Annotated in this window: 20 protein-coding genes and 2 pseudogenes; 5 read left to right on the forward strand and 17 right to left on the reverse strand. The window is 70.0% G+C overall.

What is annotated here, in order from left to right:
• Window positions 1–4: 4 nt before the first annotated feature.
• Window positions 5–409, reverse strand: coding sequence for a diacylglycerol kinase (locus tag D9R12_RS11355; protein ID WP_043290944.1), 405 nt, complete (start codon window positions 407–409; stop codon window positions 5–7).
• Window positions 410–595: 186 nt separating this feature from the next.
• Between D9R12_RS11355 and D9R12_RS11360 the strand changes: the two genes are divergently transcribed.
• The gene (locus tag D9R12_RS11360) at window positions 596–1,354 is read left to right on the forward strand and encodes an SGNH/GDSL hydrolase family protein (RefSeq protein ID WP_122230562.1); all 759 of its coding nucleotides are present in this window, start codon (window positions 596–598) and stop codon (window positions 1,352–1,354) included.
• A 10-nt stretch (window positions 1,355–1,364) separates the two neighbouring features.
• Here D9R12_RS11360 and D9R12_RS11365 read toward each other — a convergent pair whose 3' ends face one another.
• From D9R12_RS11365 to D9R12_RS11375, 3 genes are all read right to left on the reverse strand, one after another.
• The gene (locus tag D9R12_RS11365) at window positions 1,365–2,306 is read right to left on the reverse strand and encodes an isoaspartyl peptidase/L-asparaginase family protein (RefSeq protein ID WP_043290399.1); all 942 of its coding nucleotides are present in this window, start codon (window positions 2,304–2,306) and stop codon (window positions 1,365–1,367) included.
• 87 nt (window positions 2,307–2,393) lie between these two features.
• Complete coding sequence (locus D9R12_RS11370; RefSeq protein WP_014159901.1) at window positions 2,394–3,659, reverse strand: sensor histidine kinase; 1,266 nt, start codon at window positions 3,657–3,659, stop codon at window positions 2,394–2,396.
• A 65-nt stretch (window positions 3,660–3,724) separates the two neighbouring features.
• Entirely contained in the window at window positions 3,725–4,426 is a 702-nt protein-coding gene (locus D9R12_RS11375) for a response regulator transcription factor (protein ID WP_014159900.1), read from the reverse strand.
• 189 nt (window positions 4,427–4,615) lie between these two features.
• Here D9R12_RS11375 and D9R12_RS11380 point away from each other — a divergent pair, with 189 nt between their 5' ends.
• The gene (locus D9R12_RS11380) at window positions 4,616–4,975 is read left to right on the forward strand and encodes a DMT family protein (RefSeq protein WP_122230564.1); all 360 of its coding nucleotides are present in this window, start codon (window positions 4,616–4,618) and stop codon (window positions 4,973–4,975) included.
• Between the two features lie 4 nt (window positions 4,976–4,979).
• Here the strand turns inward: D9R12_RS11380 and D9R12_RS11385 are convergent, their stop codons facing one another.
• The 4 genes from D9R12_RS11385 to nudE form a co-directional block, all read right to left on the reverse strand.
• Entirely contained in the window at window positions 4,980–5,282 is a 303-nt protein-coding gene (locus tag D9R12_RS11385) for an Mpo1-like protein (protein ID WP_122230566.1), read from the reverse strand.
• A gap of 116 nt (window positions 5,283–5,398) precedes the next feature.
• On the reverse strand, window positions 5,399–6,223 hold the full coding sequence (mazG, locus tag D9R12_RS11390; RefSeq protein ID WP_122230568.1) for a nucleoside triphosphate pyrophosphohydrolase: 825 nt from the start codon (window positions 6,221–6,223) through the stop codon (window positions 5,399–5,401).
• A 42-nt stretch (window positions 6,224–6,265) separates the two neighbouring features.
• The gene (cysQ, locus tag D9R12_RS11395; protein ID WP_122230570.1) at window positions 6,266–7,060 is read right to left on the reverse strand and encodes a 3'(2'),5'-bisphosphate nucleotidase CysQ; all 795 of its coding nucleotides are present in this window, start codon (window positions 7,058–7,060) and stop codon (window positions 6,266–6,268) included.
• Window positions 7,057–7,605: an ADP compounds hydrolase NudE gene (gene nudE / locus D9R12_RS11400; protein WP_122230572.1), complete on the reverse strand. Its 549-nt coding sequence runs from the start codon at window positions 7,603–7,605 to the stop codon at window positions 7,057–7,059. The genes cysQ and nudE overlap by 4 nt, the downstream gene beginning before the upstream one ends.
• Before the next feature lie 184 nt (window positions 7,606–7,789).
• Here nudE and D9R12_RS11405 point away from each other — a divergent pair, with 184 nt between their 5' ends.
• Window positions 7,790–8,524, forward strand: a complete 735-nt coding sequence (locus D9R12_RS11405) for a 16S rRNA (uracil(1498)-N(3))-methyltransferase (protein WP_122230662.1) — start codon at window positions 7,790–7,792, stop codon at window positions 8,522–8,524.
• Window positions 8,525–8,858: 334 nt separating this feature from the next.
• Here the strand turns inward: D9R12_RS11405 and D9R12_RS11410 are convergent, their stop codons facing one another.
• The 9 genes and pseudogenes from D9R12_RS11410 to D9R12_RS11440 all read right to left on the reverse strand — a co-directional run bounded on the left by D9R12_RS11410 (window position 8,859) and on the right by D9R12_RS11440 (window position 21,712).
• On the reverse strand, window positions 8,859–9,248 hold the full coding sequence (locus D9R12_RS11410) for an EF-hand domain-containing protein (RefSeq protein WP_122230664.1): 390 nt from the start codon (window positions 9,246–9,248) through the stop codon (window positions 8,859–8,861).
• Between the two features lie 98 nt (window positions 9,249–9,346).
• Window positions 9,347–9,817: a chemotaxis protein CheW gene (locus tag D9R12_RS11415; RefSeq protein WP_014159892.1), complete on the reverse strand. Its 471-nt coding sequence runs from the start codon at window positions 9,815–9,817 to the stop codon at window positions 9,347–9,349.
• A gap of 5 nt (window positions 9,818–9,822) precedes the next feature.
• Window positions 9,823–11,244, reverse strand: a complete 1,422-nt coding sequence (locus D9R12_RS11420; RefSeq protein ID WP_170159241.1) for a chemotaxis protein CheB — start codon at window positions 11,242–11,244, stop codon at window positions 9,823–9,825.
• Window positions 11,231–17,701: a hybrid sensor histidine kinase/response regulator gene (locus D9R12_RS11425; protein ID WP_484569536.1), complete on the reverse strand. Its 6,471-nt coding sequence runs from the start codon at window positions 17,699–17,701 to the stop codon at window positions 11,231–11,233. Before D9R12_RS11425 ends, D9R12_RS11420 begins: the two co-directional genes overlap by 14 nt.
• A pseudogene (locus D9R12_RS16320) lies at window positions 17,675–18,037 on the reverse strand (FimL-related protein); the annotation flags it as partial. The gene D9R12_RS11425 and the pseudogene D9R12_RS16320, both read right to left, overlap by 27 nt.
• 42 nt (window positions 18,038–18,079) lie before the next feature.
• Window positions 18,080–18,514: pseudogene (locus D9R12_RS16270) on the reverse strand (Hpt domain-containing protein); the annotation flags it as partial.
• Between the two features lie 62 nt (window positions 18,515–18,576).
• Window positions 18,577–20,610 (reverse strand): methyl-accepting chemotaxis protein, encoded by a 2,034-nt coding sequence (locus tag D9R12_RS11430; protein ID WP_122230577.1) that lies wholly within the window; start codon window positions 20,608–20,610, stop codon window positions 18,577–18,579.
• A gap of 78 nt (window positions 20,611–20,688) precedes the next feature.
• A complete protein-coding gene (locus D9R12_RS11435; protein WP_043290939.1) occupies window positions 20,689–21,219 on the reverse strand; it encodes a chemotaxis protein CheW in 531 nt (176 codons plus the stop codon).
• 88 nt (window positions 21,220–21,307) lie between these two features.
• Window positions 21,308–21,712 carry a response regulator gene (locus D9R12_RS11440; protein WP_014159887.1) on the reverse strand — a complete coding sequence of 135 codons (405 nt, stop codon included), beginning with the start codon at window positions 21,710–21,712 and terminating at the stop codon, window positions 21,308–21,310.
• A gap of 193 nt (window positions 21,713–21,905) precedes the next feature.
• Between D9R12_RS11440 and gshB the strand changes: the two genes are divergently transcribed.
• Together gshB and D9R12_RS11450 are read left to right on the forward strand one after the other, a co-directional pair.
• Window positions 21,906–22,856, forward strand: coding sequence for a glutathione synthase (gene gshB / locus D9R12_RS11445; protein WP_122230579.1), 951 nt, complete (start codon window positions 21,906–21,908; stop codon window positions 22,854–22,856).
• Window positions 22,857–22,865: 9 nt separating this feature from the next.
• Window positions 22,866–23,738 carry an energy transducer TonB gene (locus D9R12_RS11450; RefSeq protein WP_122230581.1) on the forward strand — a complete coding sequence of 291 codons (873 nt, stop codon included), beginning with the start codon at window positions 22,866–22,868 and terminating at the stop codon, window positions 23,736–23,738.
• Window positions 23,739–24,085 lie beyond the last annotated feature (347 nt).

Genomic DNA, 24,085 nt, shown 5'->3' on the forward strand with positions numbered 1-24,085 from the left:
CGTCCTAGAGCGAAGGGGGGGACAGATACAGGTACAGCCGTGGCCCCAGGATCAGGCCCCAGCATGCCAAGACGTTGAGCATCATCATCAGCACCGCGGCCGAGCCCATGTCCTTGGCGCGTCCGGCCAGCGCATGGAACTCGGCGCCGTAGCGTTCGATCACCGCCTCCACGGCCGAATTGAGCAGCTCCACCCCCAGCACCAGCAGCAGCGAGCCGACCAGCAGCGCGCGCTCCACGCCATCGCCGCCCAGCCACAGGCCGATCGGCGCCAGGATCACCAGCAGCACCACTTCCAGGCGAAACGAGGATTCGTGCATCCAGGCCGCGCACAGGCCCTGCCAGGACCACCTGGCCGCCTTGAGTAGACGCGCAGGGCCGCGCGGCGCATGGCCATAGGTGTCGGCCACGGTCAGCTCCTGGCCCAGCGCGGAGCGACCGGCAGGCAGACCGTCGAGTTGGAACAATCGGGAAGCATGGGCGCACGACCGGACAGATGAACCGCAATTTTGCCACACCCCGGCATCCAGGCCGCCTTGCCTGCTGCGGCGCGGGCTGATTCACTGAGCGCCGCGTTCGGGACTGGGAGGTGGAGGATGGGTGTGCAATTGCGTTGTCTGCTGGCCATCGCAGTGCTCGCGCTCGGACTTGGTGGCTGCGCGCAGGCGCCGGTGTCATCGACAGCGCCTGCGCCGCCGCAGTCCACCCAGGCATCGCCTGCGGTGCCGCCCGAGCTGGCCAGCGGCGCGGTTTCCAGTGCACAGTGGGCCAGGGACATGGAGGATTTCGCCGCGCAGGATGCCGCCCATCCGCCTCCGCGCGATGCGGTGCTGTTCATCGGCAGCTCTTCAATCCGCAGGTGGACCACGCTGGCACAGGATTTCCCCGGAACCGCGGTGATCAACCGCGGCTTCGGCGGCTCGGAAGTACGCGACAGCACCTACTACGCCGATCGCATCGTGGTGCCGTACAAGCCGCGCATGGTGGTGTTCTACGCCGGCGACAACGACCTCAACAGCGGCCGCAGCGTGCACCAGGTGGTCCAGGACACCTTCGCCTTCATCGCCCGCATCCGCCAGGACCTGCCGGACGTGCCGGTGGTGTACATCTCGATCAAGCCCAGCCCGTCGCGGGCCGGGTTGCTGCCCAGGATCGGCCAGGCCAACGCGCAGATCGCCCGGCGCGCGGCGCAGCTGAAGGACGTGCACTATGTGGATGTGTTCACCCCGATGCTCGGCGCCGACGGCCAGCCGCGCGCCGAACTGTTCGAACCGGACATGCTGCACATGAAGCCCGAGGGCTATGCGCTGTGGGCCGAGCTGCTGCAGCCCTACGTCAGCGCCGGGCCGCACTGATCGGCGATGTTCAGGCGCCGAAGATCGCCGTACCGCGGCTGCCATCGCGCGCGATCCAGCCGCGGTACATGCCCGCGGTGTTGAACGGCATGGCGATGTTGCCCTGCACATCGACCGCGATCGCGCCGCCGTCGCCGCCCAGCGCCGGCACCGCCTGCATCACCACCGCCTCGGCGGCCTCCTCCAGGCAGGCCCCGCCATAGGCCATGCGCGCGGCGATGTCGTGGGCCACCGCGCAGCGGATGAAGCATTCGCCCCAGCCGGTGCCCGACACGGCCACGCGCGCATCGGCCCAGGTGCCGGCGCCGATCAGCGGCGAATCCCCCACCCGCCCGTAGCGCTTGTTGGTCATGCCGCCGGTGGAGGTAGCCGCAGCCAGATGGCCATGCAGGTCCAGCGCCACCGCGCCAACCGTGCCGAAATACGCGCCTTTCAGGCTCACCGCCTGTGCCTGACGCTCGCGCGCCTGTTCCTGCAGAAGCTGTGCGTGACGGGTGCGGGTATCGAACCAGGCGTTGTCCACCCGCGCGATCTGCGGCTGGGTATCGGCGAAACGCTCCGCACCGGCACCGACCAGCAGCACGTGCGGCGAATGGTCCATCACCGCCCGGGCCAGCGCGATCGGGTTGCGCACCGTGCGCACGCCGGCCACCGCGCCGGCACGCCGGCTGTGGCCTTCCATCAGCGAAGCATCCAGCTCGTGCGCGCCGTCGGCGGTGTAGACCGCGCCCTTGCCGGCGTTGAAGCGCGGCGACTCCTCCAGCGCCACCACCACGGCCTGCACCGCATCCAGGGCGCTGCCGGCCGCGGCCAGGATGCCTTCGCCCGTGGCCAGCGCGGCCTCCAGATCGGCATGGATCCGCGCGCCTTCCTCAACCGAAAGCCGGTCGCGCTCGATCACCCCGGCGCCGCCATGGAGGACCAGGACGAAGCAAGGCACGGGTTGGGACATCGCAGTGCACCGCTGGCGCGAGGAAAACAGGCGCGCAGCATAGCGATTCGGCCCGATCCACGCCCTGCGGCCTGGATCGGGGGAAGCTCAGGGAACGAAGCGCACCGTGGCCGTGGTGCCCTGCCCCAGCACGCTGTCCAGTTCGACCTTCCAGCCGAAGCGCTGGCACAGGCGATGGACGATGGACAGCCCCAGTCCGGTGCTGTGCTGGCGCGACTCGTCCACCCGATAGAACGGCTCGAACGCGCGCCGCATCGCATCGGTGGTCATGCCGATGCCGCTGTCGCGCACCACCAACTGGTCGCTGTCGACGGTGACCTCGATCCGGCCTTCGTCGGTATAGCTGCAGGCATTGCGCAGCAGATTGCTGACCACCACATGCATCACCCGCGGCGGCGCGTGCAGGCGCGGCTTGGCATTGCAGACCACGGTCAGCTCGACCGGCTTGCCGACCAGCAGGTCGCGCGCGCTTTGCGCCTCGTCCAGGACGATCTCGGCCACGTCGAAGTCCTCGCTCTGCGGCTCGATGTCGGCCTCGCGCGCCAGGATCAGGAAGGCGTCGATCACCGCCTCCATCTCGCGGCTGGAGCGCTGGATGCGCTGCAGCGAACGCACCGCGCGCGGCGGCAGGTCGCCGGCCAGGGCCAGGTCACTGGCCACCCGGATGACGGTCAGCGGCGTGCGCAGTTCATGGCTGGCATCGCGGGTGAAGTCGCGTTCGCGCGCCACCTGGGTGGCCACGCGCTGGGAAAGCCCGTGCAGCGCCTCGGCCAGCTGGCGGGCCTCGCCCTGCACCTCCTTGGGCAGCCTGTCCGGCGCCAGGGCCGAGGTATCGGGCTCGCGCGGGTCCCACTGCGCGACCTGCCGGGCCAGCCACGACACCGGCGAGACCAGCCTGCGGAAGAAGCGATAGGTGATGTAGGAGGCGCCATACAGCACCGCCAGGCACAGCAGCAGCGGCAGCGTGCCCGACCAGAAGAACAGCCGTTCGGCCTGGGGTCCCAGCCACAACAGATACAGCCGGCCCGGGGCGCGTTCGTCCACCAGCACCAGCTCGCGGCCGATGCTGTGCAGGCCTGGCCCAAGCCCGCGCAGTTCCTCGGGCAGGCTCAGTTCCGACTGGCCGCGCAGGACCAGGTAGCCGCGCAGGCCGCGGGTGTTCGGCGGCGGCTGCGCAGGCGAGCTGGCGTAGAGCTCCCAGTAGTGGAGCGCCTCCTCCTGCAGCAGGGTATGGATCAGGCTGTGCTTGACCACCGTGGAGGCGATGAGCACCGTTGCGATCACCGCAAGGCTGGCCAGTGCCAGCCTCAGGATGAAGGCAATCCGGATGTTTCTGGGAAGTCCGTGCGGCACGAGGTGAGCAACGAGCCTTCAGGCCAGGACCCGATGCGCGCGCAATGCTGCGCGCGCGCATCGGGTCAGGCAATGTCTGCGACGCGGTAGCCGGCGCTCTGCACGGTGTGCAGCAGGGGCTTGTCGAACGGCTTGTCGATCACCTTGCGCAGGTTGTACAGGTGGCTGCGCAGGGTGTCCGAGTCAGGCAGGCCATTGCCCCAGATCTCGCGCTCGATCTCCTGGCGGGTGACCACGCGCGGCGATTCACGCATCAGGATGGTCAGCAGGCGCAGGCCGATCGGCGAGAGCATCAGCTCGGTGCCGCCACGGGTCACGCGCATGCTCACCGGATCCAGCACCAGGTCGGCGACCTTGAGCACTTCCGAACCCACCTGGCGGCGCTCGCGTCGGATCAGGGCGCGCAGGCGCGCTTCCAGTTCCTGGATGGCGAAGGGCTTGGTGAGGTAGTCGTCGGCGCCGGTGCCCAGGCCACTGAGCTTGTCGTCCAGGGTGTCGCGCGCGGTCAACATCAGCACCGGGGTGGACTTGCGCGCTTCGCTGCGCAGCCGGCGACAGACTTCCAGGCCATCCATGCGCGGCAGCATCAGGTCCAGGACCAGCACGTCATAGCTGTTCTCGGTGGCCAGGCGATAGCCATCCAGGCCATCGGATGCGTAATCGACCTCAAACCCCTTGCCTTCCAGGTATTCGCCGATCATTTCGGAGATGTTGCGGTTGTCTTCGACCACCAACACCAGACCCGAGGTTTCCTGTGCATGCCGCATGTTGTCACTCTCCGCAGACGTCCAGACTTCAGGTTTGTGAAGCTATCGGCCGCCCAGTGCAGGACGCGTGAAGGGTTGCGCCATTTGTCGGCTCCAGGGAGGACACGGCTCACCCGGCAGCGGCCCTGCACGTCATCGCGCTGCGGCCCTGACCAGACTCGCCGCTCCACATGCCCGCGAGTGCGCCCCATGCTTGACCGTGTCCTGCCGATCCTGATGCTGGTCGGCTCCAACGTCTTCATGACCTTTGCCTGGTACGGACACCTCAAGCACAAGAGCGCGCCGCTGCTGATCACCATCCTGGCCAGCTGGGGCATCGCCTTCTTCGAATACAGCCTGCAGGTGCCAGCCAACCGCATGGGCAGCGCGGTGTACTCGGTGGTGCAGCTCAAAACCATCCAGGAGGTGATCACGCTGGTGATCTTCGCCGGGTTCTCGGCCTGGTTCCTGGGCCAGCCGCTGAAGTGGAACCATTACGCGGCGTTTGCGTTGATCGTCGGCGCCTCGTTCCTGATGTTCTACCAGCCCGGCGCCAAACCAGGCGGTTGAGCCTTCAGATCCGCACGCGCCCGCGCAGGATGTCGACGAACATCACCCAGTCGCCCATCAGCGAATACAGCGGATGGCGAAAGGTCGCCGGGCGGTTCTTCTCGAAGAAGAAATGACCGACCCAGGCAAAGCCGTAGCCACACACCACCGCGGCGACGGCAAACCCCCAGTGACCGGTCCACAACGCCGCCGCCAGCAGGCACAACACGCCACAACTGCCCAGGAAATGCAGCCGCCGCGAGGTGCAGTGGCGGTGCTCGTCCAGGTAGAACGGGTAGAACTGGCGAAAGGAGGCGAACCGGCGCATGGGATCGTCAGGCTGCGGCGATGGCGCAAGTCTCCCGCCGGCGGCCCCATGTGGTCACGCTGCGCTGCGGCGCAGGATCCGGCCGGGGCGATGGCCGGGAACAGCGGCGGACCCGGTCATGGCTCCGGCTCGCCTTCGGCCTGCTTGGCCTGCGCCCACAGCGCTTCGTGCGCCGCAAGATCCAGCGCGTGCAGCGTGGTGCCCTGGCCGTGCGCGATCGCTTCCATCGCCCGGAAGCGGCGCTCGAACTTGGCATTGGCCTGCCGCAGCGCGCTGCCGGCATCGACCTGCGCCTTGCGCGCCAGATGGATGCACACGAACAACAGGTCACCGATCTCGTCCTGCAGGCGCGCAGCGCGCAGCGGGTCGTCGCCGGCGCGGGCCAGTTCCACTTCGACCTCGGCGATCTCCTCGTGCAGCTTGGCGATCACCGGCGCAGGATCCGGCCAGTCGAAGCCTGCCCGGGCAGCGCGCGCCTGCAGCTTGGCCGCGCGCTGCCACTCGGGCATGCCACGCGAGATGCCGGCCAGCGCGGAGGCATCGGTGTGGCCCTGGTCGGCGCGTTCCTGGCGCTTGATCGCATCCCAGTTCTGGACCACGGCATTGGCATCGTCGGCCCGGGCCTGCGCAAACACATGCGGATGCCGGCGCAGCAGCTTGTCGCTGATCGCCCTGACCACGTCATCGAAGCCGAACGCACCCTGCTCGGAAGCCATCTGCGCGTGGAACACCACCTGCAGCAGCAGGTCGCCCAGTTCGTCCTTCAGATCGTCCAGGTCGCCACGGTCGATCGCATCGGCCACTTCGTAGGCCTCTTCGATCGTGTACGGGGCAATGCTGGAAAAATCCTGCGCCAGGTCCCACGGGCAGCCGCCGTCAGGATTGCGCAGCTGGGCCATGATCGACAGCAGGCGCTGGATCTGCGTGCCGGACGCGGTCATTGGATCACCTCGTTGCGATGTGTGGCACCTGCGCGGCCGCGCCTACAGCCAGTCGCGCCACGGCAGCGAGGGGTCGCCCAGGGCGATGAAGTCGCCGTTGAGCAGGCTCTCGCGCCGGTTGTAGCGAAATGCGCGCCCGTCCGGTGCCAGCAGCGCACCGCCGGCCGCCTCCAGGATGCACTGGCCGGCGGCGGTGTCCCATTCGCAGGTGTGGCCGAAGCGCGGATACAGGTCCAGCGCGCCTTCTGCGATGTGGCAGAACTTGAGCGAAGAGCCCAGCGGCACGGTCTGGGCATCTGGCAGGCGGTCGAGCACGGCCTGGGTGCGCGGATCGCGGTGCGAACGGCTGGCGGCCACCCGCAGTGGCGCCACGGCCGGATGGCGGGTGCGCAACTCGCGGTCATTCTCGCCGTCGCGGCGCAGCGCACGGCGGCCGGCTTCGGCGTGCCAGATGGTGCCGGTCACCGGCGCCATGATCACGCCGAACACCGGCTGGTGGCCTTCGATCAGGGCGATGTTGACGGTGAACTCGCCATTGCGCTTGACGAACTCGCGGGTGCCGTCCAGTGGATCGACCAGCCAGTAGGCGTGCCAGTCCTGGCGCGTGCTCCAGGGAATGCTGGCGCCCTCCTCGCTGAGCAGCGGCAGCTCGGGCGTGAGCCGGGACAGGCCATCGGCAATGATCCGGTGCGCGGCCAGGTCGGCGCAGGTGAGCGGGCTGTGGTCGGCCTTGTGCTCGACCTGGAAGTCCTCGGCATAGACCTCCATGATCGCGGCCGAGGCGTCGCGGGCGATGGCAATGATGGCCTCGTGCAGGTCCGCGGTGATGCGGCTCATGCCTGGCCCGCCAGCCACTCCCGGGCAATGAACAACGCCGCCAGCGAACGACCTTCGGAAAAATCCTCGCGCAGCATCAACTGGTCCAGTGCAGCAAGTTTCCAGGGCACGACTTCAAGCTCCTCTGGTTCGTCGCCGGGCAGGCGCTCGGGGTAAAGGTCGCGCGCCAGCACCAGCCACGACTGGTGGTTCATGTAGGTAGGCGCCAGGGTCATCGCGCGCAGCACGTCCAGCTGCCTGGCGCCGTAACCGGCTTCCTCCTTGAGTTCGCGGTTGGCCGATTCGATCGGTGTCTCGCCGGCATCCATGCGGCCCTTGACCAGGCCCAGCTCGTAGCGGTGCATGCCGGCAGCGTATTCGCGCACCAACAGCACCGTTTCGTGGTCGAGCATCGGCACCACCACTACCGCGCCGTGGCCGCGGCTGACCTGGCGCTCGAACTGGCGGCGCTCGCCGTTGGAGAATTCAAGATCCAGGCGCTCGATGCGCATCGGGCCGACGCCGTGCTCGGTGATGCCATGGATGATGGGCAGCTTGCAGTTCATGCGCCCGGCCTGCTACCGGATGTGGCCACGCTCGATATCATGTGCGGATGCAGGACGATCATCAGCGGCGAATGCTAGCAGAGCCCGGCGCGGATTCGGTCCTGTCCCGGCCCATGCATTGCACCGGCGCGCGCATGCCGGCCGCAACCCACAGGCCTCGGCGTCCACCTTCAAGGGATATTGCGTGCGCCTGACCCGCGTGCATGTCGAAGGTGCACTGGTGCCCGGCAGTGAGATCGCCCTGCCCGAGGATGCCGCTGCGCACCTGGCGCGCGTGCTGCGCCTGCGCCAAGGCGATGCCTGCGTGCTGTTCAACGGCGATGGCCACGATTACCACGCGCAGCTGCTGCGCATCGACAGGCGCGAGGTGGTCGCAGCGGTCACCGGGGCGCGCGCGGTCGACACCGAGTCGCCGCTGCACATCACCCTGCTGCAGGGCATCGCCCGCGGCGAGAAAATGGACCTGATCCTGCAGAAGGCCACCGAGCTGGGCGTGGCCGCGCTGCTGCCGGTGGATTCAGAGCGCTCTGAGGTCAGGCTGACTGGCGAGCGCCTGCACAAGCGCCTGGCGCACTGGCGCGGCGTGGTGGTCGCCGCGTGCGAGCAGTCCGGCCGTGCGCGGGTGCCACAGGTCGCCGAGCCGCAGGCCTTGCTGGCCGCGGCCGCCGCGCTGCCGGCCGACAGCGTGCGCCTGCTGCTGGACCCGCAAGGCGCGCACGCGCTCAAGATGCTCGCCGCGCCGGCTTCGGGCCAGGTGGTGATCGCCATCGGCCCGGAAGGCGGCTGGTCGCCACGCGACCGGAAGGCGCTGGAAACCCATCGCTTCCAGGGCCTGCGCCTGGGCCCGCGGGTGCTGCGCACCGAAACCGCCGGGCTGGCCGCGATCGCCGCGGTGCAGGCATTGCTGGGCGATCTGTAGGGCGGGTCTCGACCCGCCGCTGCTGGTCGCCGGGCGTTGCGATGGCGGGTCGAGACCCGGCGTACGCGCGGCGTTGCGATGGCGGGTCGAGACCCGGCGTACGCGCGGCATTGCAATGGCGGGTCGAGACCCGCCCTACGCGCGGCATTGCGATGGCGGGTCGAGACCCGCCCTACGCGCGGCATTGCAATGGCGGGTCGAGACCCGGCGTACGCGCGGCGTTGCAATGGCGGGTCGAGACCCGCCCTACGCGCGGCGTTGCGATGGCGGGTCGAGACCCGCCCTACGCGCGGCGTTGCGATGGCGGGTCGAGACCCGCCCTACGTGGTCGGCGCTACTGCCAGTGCGACAGCTCCTCGGCGGTGATCCTGCCGTCGTGGTTCTTGTCGACCAGACGGAACTCGCTGGACAGGGCGTGATGTTCCGGCAGCTCCTGCGGAGTCACGAAGCCATCGCCATTGGCATCGAGCTGCTCGACGGTCGCCTTGTAGTCGGCGGCGTTGGGCAGGGTGGCTGGCTGGCCCCACTGGACCGTGACTGGCCCCTGCGGGGTCTGCATGGTCATGGTCCGGAAGCCCGGCGGCGGCAGCTCGGTGATCAGCGTGTTGGGCGCCGAGGCCGGCGGTGGCGCAATGGTCTGGGCCGGCGCGGCGCTCTGCGCATGTGCCGTGGCGGCCAGCAGCAGGGCGGCGGACGACACCCCGGAAACAGGGAGGATCTTCATGCAACAGGCCTCACGCGATGGTGGCAGCTGGCGCAAACTCGCATCGGCGCCGCGAATGAGGCGTGAACCCTCGTCCCACCGCACCGGCGCCAGGGGTCTCAGACCAGCTGGACGATCGCGCCGGCGACCATGCGTTCGATCGCTTCCAGGTCCGGCAGCAGTGCCGCCTCGTCACCCAGCAACACCCGCATCTGCACCCCTTCGGGCAGCGATTCCTCGCTGGCGTCAGCCAGCAGGCCATCGCGCGGCACCGAGATCAGCCGCGGAAACGACTGGGTCAGCAGGCCAATGTACGGCATCGCCTCGCCGCCGGTGAGGGTCTTGAGCACCACGATCTTGCTGGCCGCGGTGACCGCCTCGCGGCCGAGCCCGCCCAGGTTGACCATGGAAAACAACGGCACCTGCCAGCCCTGCCAGTCGATCGTGCCCTGCAGCCACGGCGGCGCGTCGGCCACCGGCTGCACCGGCACCCGGGCCAGCACCTCGGCCACCGTTGCGTTGGGCAACAGCAGGCGCTCGTCGCCGGCCTGGACCAGGACGCCGCGGATTTCATCATTGGAACGTGCCATGGTCTTCAGCCTCCCAGGTATTCGATCACGCGCTGCGCCAGCGCTTCGGGCGAGGCCGTCGCGCCGCCGCCATGCTCCAGCGCCTGGGCTGCAGCCCAGTCGTAGCAGCCCTGCAGCGACTGGCCGCCAACCAGCGCACCGCGTGCGCCAAGCATCAGCGCCGGCTCGGCAAGGGCCGCATCAGCGCCGCTGAGCAGCAGCACCGCGGTCTTGTCCGGCGGCAGGGCGCCGAGCAGCCTGGGCACATCGGTGCGGCCTTCGGCGAAGCACACCACGCCGTCCACCGCCTCGGCGGCCACCTGGTCGGGCACCACGTAGACACTGCCGGCGCGCGCGGCCATGCCGGCGCGGGCCAGCAGCACCGGCAGCGGCGAGACGCGCTGGATCTGCTTGGTCAGGTTGTCGTAACGGCCCCCGTCCAGGCGCAGGTGGACCAGCACCGGCAGCGACAGTGACACCGGCAGGCCGGCCAGCACCCGGCGCACCGCGTCCGGTCCACCAATGCCGGCGGACAGCAGCACCGCCCCGGCGACCTTGCTGCCCGGCACATCTTCGGCCACGGCTGCCGGCTCGGAAGACTCCAGCGCTTCCAGTTCCAGGTTCAGACTGCCAAAGCCAGGCGGCAGCGGCGGCGGCACCGTGGCCGCTGTCCGCACCGGCACCACCACTTCGAAATCCTCGACCAGCGACAGCTGCGAGATCGACGGCGTCGGCCCGGAACCTGCCTGGGTCACCGGCGTGGCCGCCGGGTCGGCCCTCAGCGACGGCGCATCCGGCGCATCGGCCTTTGACGCAGGCACCGGGTCATCGACCAGCTCCAGCCGCGACGGCAGCGGCGGCGGCGTCCAGGTGTCCGGGTCGATGGCGAACGCATCGGCCGGCTGCGCATGCGCATCGGCATCGGCCAAGGTCAGCGTGCTGCCGAAGCCATGCTCGTCGGGCAGCGAACCGGACTGGGCCGCGGCCTGGTCCAGGTGCTGCTCCAGCGCCGCGTCCTCCACGAACGCCGGCGCCTGCGGGCGGCCGGGCGCGGGCGACTGCGGCAGCTCGGCTTCGGCGCCCGGCGGCAGTACGTCGCGGTGGCCATGCAGCTTGGCCGACAGGTGCCGCGTCCAGCGCTGGGCATCCCAGCCCTGCCGCGAGGAAGCCAGATCGGCCTCGTCGTAGATCACCGTCAGGCCCGGATCGGCCAGCACCCGGTCCAGCCGCAGCAGCGCGTCCTCGATCGCCGGCTCCAGCGCCACCAGCACCGCATGCGGGCGGCTGGCCGCGAGCGCATCGGCATCCAGCGTATTGGGATCGTCCTCCAGCGTGATCTGTGCACCGGCGCCGAGCAGGGCGCCACGCAGCTGCTGGCGCGCCTGGCCTTCGCGCGCCAGCAGCGCGACCCGGACCGCGGCAGGCAGCCCGGGGTCAGTCGCGGACACGGGCAATCCCCAGCAGGTCGTAGACGTTGCGCATCAGATCCAGCTCCTGGTACGGCTTGCCCATGTAGCGTTGCACGCCGATCTCCAGCGCGCGCTGGCGGTGTTTCTCGCCGGTGCGCGAGGTGATCATCACGATCGGCACACCGGCAAGGCGCGGGTCGGCCTTCATCGCCGTGGCCAGCTCGTAGCCATCCATGCGCGGCATCTCGATGTCCAGCAGCATCAGGTCGGGCACGCGCTCTTCCAGGCGCTCCAGTGCCTCCACGCCGTCGCGCGCGGTGCTGACCTCGAAGTTGTGGCGTTCCAGCACCCGGCTGGTGACCTTGCGCATGGTCAGCGAGTCGTCCACCACCATCACCAGCGGCACCTGGCGCTGCTCGGCCGGCGTGGCGGCCGTGCCGGCCAGGGCCGGCTGGGCGATGTAGCGGCGCACCAGCGGCGCGGCGTCCAGGATCACCACCACGCTGCCATCGCCGGTGATCGTGGCGCCGTAGATGCCCGGAATGGAGCCGATCTGTGGGCCGACCGGCTTGACCACGATCTCGCGATTGCCCAGCACCTGGTCCACCGCCACCGCCGCGCGCAGTTCACCGGCGCGCACCAGCAGCAGCGGGACCTGTGGCTGACCCTCGGCCCTGGCCGGACCCAGCCCGACCAGGGTGCCCAGGTCGTGCAGCGCATACGCCTCGCCGCCGTAGACATAGGACGCGTCGGCCGCCTCGAAGCGCGCGCGGCTGATCCTGCCGACCCCGCCCACCGCCGCCACCGGCACCGCGAACTGGGTTTCGCCGATTCGTACGAACACCGCCTGGGTCACCGCCAGGGTCTGTGGCAGGCGCAGGGTGAAGGTCGTGCCCTGACCGCGGGTGGAGCTGATTTCCAGGGAACCGCCAAGCTGGCGCACTTCGTTGTGGACCACGTCCATGCCCACGCCACGGCCGGCCAGCTGGCTGACTTCCTCGGCCGTCGAGAAGCCCGGCTCCAGGATCAGGCGTTCGAGGTCGATGTCGGCCACTTCGGCGCCGACCGGCAGCATGCCGCGCTGTTCGGCCCGGCGACGGATCGCGGCATGATCGATGCCGGCACCGTCGTCGGCCACCTGCAGCACCATTTCCGAGCCTTCGCGGCGCAGCACCACCCGGACCACCCCTTCCTCGGGCTTGCCCGCCTCGCGCCGCGCCTGCGGGGTTTCCAGGCCATGGGCGACCGCATTGCGCAGCAGGTGTTCAAGCGGTGCGGTCATGCGCTCGAGCACGTTGCGGTCCAGCTCGCCGTGCGCGCCTTCCAGCTGCAGCTGGGCCTGCTTGCCGGTGTCGGCGGCGGCCTGGCGCAGGACCCGGCGCAGGCGCGGCACACTGCCTTCGAAGGGCACCATGCGCGCGCGCATCAGCCCGTCCTGCAGCTCGGAACTGACCCGCGACTGCTGGCCGAGCAGGCTGTCGTTCTGGCGGGCCAGATCGTCCAGCACGCCCTGCAGGCCACTGAGGTCGGCTGCCGATTCGGCCAGCGCGCGGCTGAGTTGCTGCAGGGTGGAGAAGCGGTCCAGCTCCAGCGGATCGAACGCGGTATCGCGGGTGTCCTGCTCGCGCTGGTAACGGGCCACGATCTGGGCCTCGGTTTCCAGGTCCAGGCGGCGCAGCTGGTCGTGCAGACGGATATTGGTGCGGTCCAGCTCGGCCATCGCCGCGCGGAAGGCGCCCATCTGCTGTTCCAGGCGGGCCCGATAGATCGCCACTTCGCCGGCGTGATTGACCAGCCGGTCGAGCAGGTCGGCGCGCACCCGCACCTGCTCCTGGCCGCTGCCGAGGGGGGCATGTTCGTCCTCGCCTGTCGCCTCCAGCTCGATCGGTGCCGACAGCGGCGGCAGCGCCGGGATCGGCTGCGGCACCAGCGGCGGCGGTACAGCCGGGACGAACACCGGAACGGGCGCGGACTCGGGAAGCGGGCCGGCGTCGGCAGCAGCAACCACGGCCGGCGCGGCAGGTTCTTGCACATCCGGCGCGGCCGCCGCAGGCGCCTGCGGCGCGGCCGCATCGGCGCTGTTGCCATCGGAAGGGCCCCACGCGGCGTCCAGCGCGGCCAGCAGCTCGGCATCGAGGAACTCGTCGTTGCTGGATTCGGAGGCGGGTGTGGCCGATGCCGACTGCGGCCCATCGGCGGGCGCGGGCGCGGCATCCTGCGCATGCTCGGACCCATCGGACACCCACGTGGTGTCGGCCTGCGCGGAGTCAAACTCCAGGCCCTGCGTGTCGGACACCGGCGGCGAGGCCTCGACCGAGCCGACCTCGTCCAGCGATGTCGCCTGCGCGTCGTCGGGCGTGGCGAAGGCATGCGAGATTTCCAGGTCCAGCGGTTCGACCAGATCGACCGCAGTGCCGCGCAGGGCCTGGTCCGGACCGGTCGCGCCGGTCGGTTCACCGCGGGCCCGGGCATCGAACTCGGCCACCAGCTCCGGGCGCGGGGTGGCCAGGCAATAGGCCGCCGTGCGCGCCAGCATGCCGTGCAGCGCATCGAAGCCGCGCTCGAGCAGGCCGAGCACGTCGCGATCCACCTCGGCGCGGTGTTCGGCGATCTGTTCCAGCAGGGACTCGATGGCGTGGCCGAGGTCGCCGATCGGCTCGATCCCGGCCATGCGCGCGCCGCCCTTGATGGTATGCAGGTCGCGCTGCAGGCCGATCACCAGGCCGCGGTCGTCCGGCGCGCCGCGCAGGCGTGCCAGCAGGCCGTCGGAATGGTCGAGCAGGTCGTTGCCCTCCTCCACGAAGATATCGACCAGGTCGCGGTCGAGCACGGTGAAATCCAGCATCTGCTCGGCCATGGCCGCCGTTTCCGTCGTTTCGGGGATGGGAGGCAGGTCCGGCGCATCCTGTGCGGATGACGCGGCCAGCTCCGCCTCGGGGGCGACGGATTCGGTGTGGCGGTGATCGGTTTGCGCGGCAAGGAACGCCGACCCGGCCATGGCGGCGTCCGGCACGGCCGCCGGCGCCTGGTGGGTGGACGCGGCGTCCTCGCCAACCAGCCCGGCAGCGGGCGCGGCCGTCTCCGGCAGGTCGACGAAGGGCGCGTGCAGCGCATCACGCGCGGGTTCTTCCTGCGGCGCGGGGTTCTGTGCAGCGAGCGACTCGGTGGATTCTGCGTCAGCCAGGTCGGCCTCGCTGCTCAACGGCCCCTCGGTTTCAACCGCGGCCTCGCCCTGCGTCGCAGCTTCGGCGTCGGGCGCCTGTGTCGGCGCCTGGGCGTCGGCTTGGGTTTGGTCCGGGGTTGTGGCCTCCATGTCGAAGGACTCGGCGTCCGACGCCGACTCGGCGTGGACCTCGGCGGTGTCGATCAGGTCCTGCGCGGCAGGCTGCCCGCCGCTGGCGTCGGGCGGGGTTTCGGCTTCGGCGACAGGTTCCGGCGCGGCGACTTCGGTCGACGCGAGCAGAGCCGGCGTCTCGGGCGCGGCCTGCAGGTGTTCGGCCAGATTCATCGCCTCGGCGGCCGCCTCGGTCGGGGTCGTTTCGATGTCGGCACCGGCATCGGGCGCCTCGCCCCCGGCCGGCGTGCGTTCTTCAGCCGCCGCCTGGGTATCGGACCAGTCCGGTGCAAGCGGATCGACGGCCGCCGGCTCCTGGTTCCAGGAATCGGCTTCTGCCGCGGCACCGGTGTCATCGCCCGCGGTCGGCGGCAGAGCCTGGGGCGACAGCGCCTGGACATCGACGCTGGCATCGCGTTCGGCATGGGCCTCGAGCGACTCGGACAGCGGCGCGGATTCGGCCGCGGCAGCGGCGACCGCCGCCGGATCCAGCGTACCGGCCTGGCCCGCCGTGACCTGCGCATCGGCGCTGGTCGGGGCAGGGGCATCGGTCCACTTCGGCTCGGTCCGGTACTCGAGCCTGAGGTCGAACCAGGCGGCCTGGCCGTCGTCGGGCAGCGGCGCCGGCGGCACGGCACCGTCGGCGCTCAGGTCGGGCGCCTGGATGTCCGCAGCGTCCGGCGCCGGCCCGGCCTGTTCGGCGACAGGTCTTTCGGTCGGGTCCTGCGGCAGCTCGGCGGGATGATCGAGGAAGCGCGACAGGTCCATCGCGCCGGTCAGTTCCATCGACGAGGGCACGTCCGGCGTATAGACCTGCTGCGCGCCCTGGCCGGCATAGGTGTGCTGGCTGCGGTCATCGACCAGGGTCGAGACCGGGCGCGCGACCTGCGGCAGGGCGTCGCGCAGTGCCGACAGCTGCGCGCGCAGTTCGGCGAACTGCGGAATGCGCGGCTGCGCCGACTGCAGCGCCGCGATGGTGGTGCGGATCGCCTGCGCGGCCGCGGCCAGTCCGGCCACGCCGGCCGCGCTGGCAGGCACGCCGTTGGCGAGCAGGCGCTTGACGTACTGCTCGGCCCGTCCGGTGATCTCGGTGATCTCCGGCACGTCGGCCATGGCGAAGGCGCCGTTCATGGTATGGAACGCACGCAGCAACGGATCGCTGGCAGGCCCGGCCTGGACCGACTGGACCGACTGGACCGAGGCCAGCCACGCATCGACGGTGTGCAGGTGGTTGCCGACTTCGGTTTCCAGGATTTCGCGCAGCACGCTGTCGACCGCGGCCGGGGTGCCGTCCAGGTCGGGAACAAAGTCGTCCAGCGCCGGTGCTTCGGTCTCCGCCGCCAGTGGCGCGGCCGTGGCGGCGCCGGGTGCGCTGTACAGCGCTTCCTCACCGGCGGCCAGCCGATCGGCAACCGCTTCGATACCGGCCAGATCGGCGCGCGCGCCGGGTTGGCCACGCAGGGCGGCGTTGAGCTGCGGCAGCGTGTCGGTGGCCTGTTGCAGCAGCGCCACCACCGCGGGCGTGGCCGGGCGGGACCCGTCCAGCACCCGGTTGAGCATGTTTTCCACCTTCCACGCAAACTCGCCCAGCAGGCTGGCGCCGACCAGGCGGCCGCTGCCCTTGAGCGTGTGGAACACGCGCCGGATCGGCCGCAGCCGATCCAGGTTTTCCACGTTGGCGACCCAGACCGGCAGCATCTGGCGCAGGTTGTCGATCTCCTCGTCGAATTCCTCCAGGAACACCTCACGGATCTCGTCGTCGATGTCGTGGCTGCCGCCCAGGTCGAACCCGCCCTGCAGCGACGGGGTGTCTTCCGCGGCCAGCGCGTCCTCTGCAGCGGACAGGACCTGTTCGAATGCAGGCGTGGGCTCGGGCGCGGCAGGTGCGGACGCCGCGGACGGGCTGGATGCCTCGACCGTTCCGAAGGCTTCGAAGGCAGCTGATTGGCCGGTGTCCTCGGCTGCATCCCCTGCGGGCGAAGCCACCTCGAAGGGCGCCTCGAATGGTGCTTCCACCTGCGTTGCCGCCGCTTGGCTCGATTCGCCCGACGGCGCGGCAAAGGCCGCGTCGATCTGCGCCTGATCATCGCTGCCGATCCCCTCGAACTCGCCGGCCACCGGATCGAAGGCGCTGGCGGTGTCGGCGGCCGGCACGAAGGCCGGCAGCGCCGGACCGCGCTCGATGTCCAGGTCCCCGGCGAGCGTGGTCTGGGCCGGGTCCGGGGTGAACTCGGGCTCGAACGCCAATGGCGTCGCGTCGGCAACGGGGCTGGCGAGCGTTTCGCCAGCCGGCTCGCCTGCGCCCGGCAGCGGCCAGTAACGCAGCGACTCCAGGCTGGAACGGGTGATGTCGAGGATTTCCTCGCGGTTGGGGCGATGCTCGCGCAGCGCCTCCAGGTAGTACTCCAGGCTGGCCATGGCGTCGGCCAGGGTATCCAGCTGCACGCCACCAGGCACGCGCCGGCGCTCGACCAGCTCGGTGCCGATGTAGCGGCCCACGCCCTCGACGTAATCGGCCGGCGCTGACAGCTCCAGCATGCGCAGCGCGCCGCCCACCTCGCCCAGCAGCCGCGGCACGGTGTCCAGCTGGGCGTGTTCCCAGCCGGTCTCGATGAAGGCCACGAACTGCTGGCGCGCCTGGGCGAAATTGCGGATGGCCTCGCCGGCCAGCGCCTCGACCGTGCGCTGCGATTCGGCCGCCTGGGCATCAGGTGCGCTGCCGTCGCCCAGGTGGGCGACCTGGTCGTCCAGCGAGGCGTCCACATACAGCAGCGCGCCGGCGATGTCCAGCAGCGCACTTTCATCGCAGGCACGGCGCCCTTCGACCAGCTCGGCCAGCGATTGGCGCTGTTGCAGCACCACGTTGCGTGCCAGGCCCAGGCCCATCATCCCGAGCGTGTCGGCCACGCTGCCCAGCTGGGTCACCTGCGGCGCCAGGCCGGCGATGTCGGCGTTGGTGCGCAGCTGCAGGTCCAGCACATCCTTGACCCGCATCAGTTCTTCCTTGACCGCACCGCCGACCGTGTCCAGCAGGGCGCGATTGCGGCCGCTGATGCTGCTGCGGGCGTGTTCGATCTCGGCTTGGCTGGGCGAGGCGGCCTGCAGGTCAAACGCCTTGCGCAGGTCCTCCAGCGCCGGGTGACGCGCGGCCGAATGCGCCACCTGGTAGAGCAGCTGGCGGGTCGGCTCCTGGCCTGGCGCGGCGCCGGGGACCAGGCCCTGCCTGATCTGGCGCACCGCGCGCAACACGCCGCTGAAGCCTTGATGCAGCGCTGGGGTGGGCTGCAGCGCGCCATCGCGCAACGCTTCGGCCACGCACCCGGCAACCCACAGCATGCGCCGGGCGGCGGTGTGCTCGGCCAGGCGTTGCAGCGCGGTCAGCGCCGACACCAGGGCGCCGGGATCGGCTGGAGTACCGTCCTCGGGCCAGCCGGCCAGCACGCGCTCGAGGTGCTCGCAGGCCTGGGCAAGGCGCGCATCGCGGGTGTGGCCGGGCATCGGTTCGGTCGAGGGCACCTCCTGCGGCAATGGCCGTTCCAGGTCGGGCGCGAACAGCACGCTCTCGCTCAGGCCAGCTTCGCCGCGCGCAGCACGGATGTCGTTGAGCAGCGGCAGCAGCACGATCGGGATGTCGCGATGGCCGCCCTGCAGGCGCTCCAGGTAATCGGGCAGCAGCACGGTGCCGCGCATCAGGGTGGCGCAGGCCTCGTCGGGATCGGCGACCCGGCCCTCCTGCAGCGCCTGGGCGAGCTTTTCCAGCTCCTCGGCAACCATCGCCGGGGCGTACAGCTCGACCATGTGCAACGTGCCCTGGACCTGGTGCAGATAGCCCACGCACACCTGCATGCGCGAGCTGTCGGCCGGGTTCTCGGCGAAGGACTCGATCTCCCCGCGCACCTGGCGCAGGGTCTGGTCCAGCTCCGGCTTGACCCAGCCGAGCACGGCATGGCTCATCGCCTCGCGAAGCGCGCTCATGGCTGGCCCCGCGGTTCCAGGGTGGCCAGGTTGTCGCTCATGCACTTCATCGGTATCGATCCTCAGCCTGGCAGCTTGAAGTCAGCCACCGAGCGGCGCAGGTCCGAAGCCAGCTGCGTCAGGTGTCCAATCGATTCTGCAGTCTGCTCGGCGCCCTTGGACGTCTGCAAGGTGATGCGCCGGATCACGCCCATGGTCTGGGTGATGTCCATGGCCGCGGTGGACTGCTGCTGGGCGGCTCCGGAGATGTTCTTGATCAGCTCGTTCAGGTCGCTGGACACCCGCTCGATCTCGCCCAGTGCGGTGCCGGCGTCCTCGGCCAGGCGCGCGCCGGAGACCACCTCCGAGGTGGTCTGCTCCATCGAACTGACCGCCTCGTTGGTGTCGGCCTGGATGGCCTGGACCAGCGATTCGATGCGCCGGGTCGCGCCGGAGGTGCGCTCTGCCAGGCGCTGCACTTCGTCGGCCACCACCGCAAAGCCGCGGCCGGCCTCACCGGCCGAGGCGGCCTGGACGGCGGCATTGAGCGCCAGGATGTTGGTCTGCTCGGAAATGTCGTTGATCAGTTCCACCACCGAGCCGATTTCCTGCGAGGACTCGCCCAGGCGCTTGATGCGCTTGGAGGTTTCCTGGATCTGGTCGCGGATCTGGTCCATGCCGCGGATGGTTTCGCGGACCACGCCGGCGCCCTCGGTGGCAATCAGCACCGAGCGCTGCGCCACTTCGGCCGAATCGCTGGAGTTGCGCGAGACCTCTTCGATGCTGACCGCGATCTCGTTGATGCGCTCGGAGGCGGTGGTGATCTGCTCGGCCTGGTGGTTGGCCGCTTCGGCCAGCTGCAGCGCGGTGGCCTGGGTTTCCTGGGTCGCGGCCGCCACCTGCACCGAGGTGTCGTTGATCGTGGTCACCAGGTTGCGCAGTTCCTCCACCGCGTAGTTGATGGCGTCGGCGATCGCGCCGGTCATGTCTTCGGTCACCGAGGCCTTGACCGTCAGGTCGCCTTCGCCCAGCGAGGAGATTTCATCCAGCAGCCGCATGATCGCCTGCTGGTTGCGGCTGTTGTATTCGACCTGCTCCTGGTAGCGACGCTCATCCAGGCGCTTGCGGCTGATGTAGAGGCTACGCAGCAGCATGACCAGCGAGATCACCAGGACCGCGCCGCCGACGACGGTGTACCAGAGGTTGGGAAACAGGCGCGTATCGCGCACCGAGCCAAACGCGGAGAACGCGTCGAACAGCTTCTCGCTGTCATCGAGCATCTTGCCCGAGCCGTTGGTGATGGCCGCCGCGGCCGACTGTGCGGCGAACAGGTCGCGCGAGCTGCCCAGGATCGCGTCCAGGTCGCGCTTCATTGCCGTCCACAAGGTCTGCGACTGTTCCAGCGCCGCTAGCGCAGCCGGCGCGCGCAGCGGCGCGATGCCCAGCTCCTGGCTGCCCTCGCGCAGGCCGTCGAGCACCTGGCCGAACACCAGCGCGTCACGCGCCAGGGCGTCGCCGGCCATGGTCGCGGTGCTGCCGCCGGCCCGCATCTCGGTCACGTTGCGGGCCATGCGGCCGGCGACCACCACTTCCTGCAATGCACTGTAGACCTGCGAGGCCGGCGCGCCACTGGCGGACATCGCACGCACGACTTCATTCAACTGCGCCTGCAACTGCGGCACCTGCGCGCCGAAGCGGTTGGCGTTGCCCGACAGCGCCAGCACGGCCGGTTCTGCCTTGACGATCTGGTTGGCGCTGGCGTCCAGCGCTTTCCAGGTGGCCAGCAGCTGCCCCAGCGCGCCCTTGACGCCCGGCTCGGCGCCGAACCGGCTCTGGAGCGAGCCGATGGTCTCGTTGATCCGGCCGCGGGTGGCCTTGAAGGCGGTGTAGGCCTGCGCGTTGCCGGCGACGGCTTCGTTGCCCTGGTTGGCCAGCTGCTGGGAAAGCACCTGCAGCGCGGCCGCACCGGTTGCAGCGCCGGACAGGCGGCTGCCCTGGTAGGTGGACACGGCCGTATTGGCGGCCACCACCAGGAACGACAGCACCAGCAGGACCCCCCAGAACGTGGTCCCCATGCCGCCAAGCCTGGCCTTGGGAGTTTCCACAGCAGTACTCATTGCGCTACCCCTGAAAAGTGCATCCGTGAAATGCGGGCACGGCCTCCCCGGCCCTGCGCCCGCCGACCATCCCGCCGGTTACTGCGCGGCGTGCCTGAACTCGGGCGTGCGCGCCAGCAACGACAGCGCGAACACCCCCCACTGCTGTCCGTCGCCGGCAAAGGCCTGCGACACGAAATGCCCGAACCGGCCATCGGCCAGTGCCCCCGGATCCACCGCCTGCCCGGCGCCAAAGCTGCGCTGGCCGTACAGCTCGTCGATGGTCAGGGCCACATCGCCGCCGCTCTGGCGGATCACCAGCACACGCTGGCCTTCATGCAGCACCGTGCGCTCGCCCTGCAGGAACTGCTTCAGGTCGATCACCGGGAACAGGTTGCCGCGCAGGTTGCCCACGCCCAGCAGCCAGGGCTGCGCGCCCGGGACCGGGGTCACCGGCGGGATCGGCACGATTTCCACGACTTCATCGAAGCTGGACACCAGCCGGCGCGAACCGACGCGGTAGGCCACCCCGCGCCACTGGTCGGTGCCGGTGCGCACCTCGGGCAGGACCACCGCATGGGCCAGGCTGCGCCGCTCGTAGTCGGCCAGGATGTCAAATGGGGTGCGGATCATGCCTGGGCCTCTGGCGGGCGACAGGCGGCGCGGCGCATCGGGGTCGGGGTGTGGGAAGCAGCGTCCATGGGTTTCCCTTTTCTGCTCAGGCCGCCACTGCGTGGGTGCGGATCGCGTCGAGCAGTTCCTCACGGGTAAATGGCTTGGTGAGGTATTGCTCGGAGCCGACGATGCGCCCGCGGGCCTTGTCGAACAGGCCGTCCTTGGAGGACAGCATGATCACCGGGGTGGACTTGAATACCTGGTTGTTCTTGATCAGCGCGCAGGTCTGATAGCCATCCAAGCGCGGCATCATGATGTCCACGAAGATGATCTGCGGCTGCTGGTCGGCGATCTTGGCCAGCGCCTCGAAGCCATCGGTGGCGGTCACCACCTCGCAACCCTCGCGCCTGAGCAGGGTCTCGGCGGTGCGCCGGATGGTCTTGGAATCGTCGATCACCATCACCCGCAGGCCGTTGAAACCACCGGCCTGGCTGTCATTGTCTGTCATCGCAGATCATTCCCCTTGCGCGCGGCACTTCTGGATGGAACCGCTGCGAGGCCGTCTATATCCCACCCGGCGACGCGGCCTGTCAAGACGGCGCAGCGGGTTGATCACACTGTGTGACGTGGATTGCAGAATGGGCCGCTTTCCGCGGGCTGCTACTATCGCCCGTTGCCGCCCGCTTCCCCAGCCTCGAACAATGCGCACCGACGTCATCGTGGTGATGGACCCCATCGGGTCGATCAAGATCGCCAAGGACACCACCTTCGCCATGCTGCTGGAAGCCCAGCGCCGTGGCCATCGACTCCACTATGTCATTCCCGGCGGCCTGTCGCTGCACGGCGGGGTGGCCCTTGCCCGCACCGCGCCGCTGGCGGTGGTCGAAGACAAGGCCGGCTGGTACACGCTGGGTGCGGAAACCGAAACCCGCTTCGGCCCCGGCCAGGTGGTGCTGATGCGCAAGGATCCGCCGGTGGACACCGAATACATTTATGACACCCAGGTGCTGGACCTGGCCCGCAGCGCCGGCGCGCTGGTGGTCAACCACCCGCAGGGCCTGCGCGACTACAACGAGAAACTGGCCGCGTTGCTGTTCCCGCAGTGCTGCCCGCCGACCCGGGTCAGCCGCAACGCGGCCGAACTAAAATCCTTCGTGCTCGAACACGGCCAGGCGGTGCTCAAGCCACTGGACGGCATGGGCGGGCGCTCGATCTTTCGCACCGGCACCGGCGACCCCAACCTCAACGTGATCCTGGAAACCCTGACCGAAGGCGGGCGCAAGCTGGCCCTGGCGCAGAAGTTCATCCCGGACATCAGCGCCGGCGACAAGCGCGTGCTGCTGGTCGACGGCGAGCCGGTGGACTACTGCCTGGCACGCATTCCGCAGGGCGATGAGTTCCGCGGCAACCTGGCCGCCGGGGGCCTGGGCGAAGGCCGCCCGATCAGCGCGCGCGACCGCTGGATCGCCGCCCAGGTGGGCCCGGAGATGCGACGCCGGGGCATGCTGTTCGTCGGCCTGGACGTGATCGGCGACTATCTGACCGAGGTCAACGTCACCAGCCCCACCTGCGTGCGCGAGCTGGACGCCCAGTTCGGCCTGAACATCGCCGGGCTGCTGTTCGACGCCATCGAGCGCAGGCTCGCGGCCTGACCGGACCCCATGTCCGCGCCGCTGGCCGCGCCGAGGATCGACGAAAACGCGCGCCTGGGCGCGACCCTGGCGCTGTCGCTGCTGGTCCACGGGATCGTGCTGCTGGGACTGGGCTTCACCCTGGATGACGCCGCGCCGGTGGTGCCCACGCTGGACGTGATCCTCAGCCAGACCCGCACGCCGCTCACGCCCAGGCAGGCCGACTTCCTGGCCGCGGCCAACCAGCAGGGCGGCGGCGACCGCGACAAGTCCCGACGCCCGCGCGAGGCCCAGGCCGGCTGGGTCCCGCAGACCCAGGCCGGGGTGGCGCCCGAGCCACTGCGGGCACAGTCGCCCCAGGCCGCGCCGCCGCCCCAGGCACGGGTGATCACCACCGGCGATTCGCCATTGACCGTGCCGCCGCAGCAAGCACGCCCGCAGCCGGAGCGCCCCGACCTGGACCGCGGCGAGCGCAAGATCGAGCACGACGCGCAGATGGCGCGCCTGGCCGCCGAGATCCACCTGCGTTCGGAGCTGTATGCCAAACGGCCCAAGCGCAAGTTCGTCTCGGCCAGCACCCACGAATACGCCTGGGCCAACTACCTGCGCGCCTGGGTGGACCGCGCCGAGCGGGTGGGCAACCTCAACTATCCCGACGAGGCCCGGCGCAAGCGGCTGTCGGGCCAGGTGGTGATCTCGGTGGCGGTGCGCCGCGACGGCACCGTCGAGCAGAGCCGGATCATCCAGTCCAGCGGGGTGCCGCTGCTGGACTCGACCGCACTGCGCATCGTCACCCTGTCCGCACCGTTCCCGCCACTGCCACCTACCGAAGAAAACGTGGACATCCTGCACGTCACCCGCACCTGGGTGTTCCTGCCCGGTGGTGAAGTGCGCGACCAGTAGGGATCCCGTTCCCGGCAGATTGATGTCGTGCCCGCGTCGCTGGCGCCGCCGCCCCTTCTGCGCGCTGGCGCCACCCCTTCTCCAGGCCCCTCTCCGCTGGCGCCGCCCCTTCTCCCCCGCCCGCGGGGGGAGAAGATGCCCGCAGGGCAGATGAGGGGGGCTCTTGGCTTGAGGGCAAGCACGACACAGCCAGCCCCGGACCTGCCGTGGCGACACAGCGCCACCCCCTTCTCCCCCGCCTGCGGGGGAGAAGATGCCCGCAGGGCAGATGAGGGGGGCTCTTGGCTTGAGCGCAAGCACGACACCGCCCGCCAGCCCCGGACCTGCCGTGGCGCGACACAGCGCCG

The organism is Pseudoxanthomonas spadix (genome assembly GCF_003703395.1).
Classification (GTDB): Bacteria; Pseudomonadota; Gammaproteobacteria; order Xanthomonadales; family Xanthomonadaceae; genus Pseudoxanthomonas_A; species Pseudoxanthomonas_A spadix.

What these genes read in the sequence shown, in the direction of transcription:
- D9R12_RS11410 (WP_122230664.1), bottom strand. Translation starts at nt 9,248, where the DNA reads ATGAAGATCCTCCCTGTTTCCGGGGTGTCGTCCGCCGCCCTGCTGCTG.
- D9R12_RS11375 (WP_014159900.1), bottom strand. Translation starts at nt 4,426, where the DNA reads ATGCGGCATGCACAGGAAACCTCGGGTCTGGTGTTGGTGGTCGAAGAC.
- D9R12_RS11430 (WP_122230577.1), bottom strand. Translation starts at nt 20,610, where the DNA reads ATGAGTACTGCTGTGGAAACTCCCAAGGCCAGGCTTGGCGGCATGGGG.
- D9R12_RS11385 (WP_122230566.1), bottom strand. Translation starts at nt 5,282, where the DNA reads ATGCGCCGGTTCGCCTCCTTTCGCCAGTTCTACCCGTTCTACCTGGAC.
- D9R12_RS11450 (WP_122230581.1), top strand. Translation starts at nt 22,866, where the DNA reads ATGTCCGCGCCGCTGGCCGCGCCGAGGATCGACGAAAACGCGCGCCTG.
- gshB (WP_122230579.1), top strand. Translation starts at nt 21,906, where the DNA reads ATGCGCACCGACGTCATCGTGGTGATGGACCCCATCGGGTCGATCAAG.
- D9R12_RS11380 (WP_122230564.1), top strand. Translation starts at nt 4,616, where the DNA reads ATGCTTGACCGTGTCCTGCCGATCCTGATGCTGGTCGGCTCCAACGTC.
- D9R12_RS11440 (WP_014159887.1), bottom strand. Translation starts at nt 21,712, where the DNA reads ATGACAGACAATGACAGCCAGGCCGGTGGTTTCAACGGCCTGCGGGTG.
- nudE (WP_122230572.1), bottom strand. Translation starts at nt 7,605, where the DNA reads ATGAACTGCAAGCTGCCCATCATCCATGGCATCACCGAGCACGGCGTC.
- mazG (WP_122230568.1), bottom strand. Translation starts at nt 6,223, where the DNA reads ATGACCGCGTCCGGCACGCAGATCCAGCGCCTGCTGTCGATCATGGCC.
- D9R12_RS11360 (WP_122230562.1), top strand. Translation starts at nt 596, where the DNA reads ATGGGTGTGCAATTGCGTTGTCTGCTGGCCATCGCAGTGCTCGCGCTC.
- D9R12_RS11365 (WP_043290399.1), bottom strand. Translation starts at nt 2,306, where the DNA reads ATGTCCCAACCCGTGCCTTGCTTCGTCCTGGTCCTCCATGGCGGCGCC.
- cysQ (WP_122230570.1), bottom strand. Translation starts at nt 7,060, where the DNA reads ATGAGCCGCATCACCGCGGACCTGCACGAGGCCATCATTGCCATCGCC.
- D9R12_RS11415 (WP_014159892.1), bottom strand. Translation starts at nt 9,817, where the DNA reads ATGGCACGTTCCAATGATGAAATCCGCGGCGTCCTGGTCCAGGCCGGC.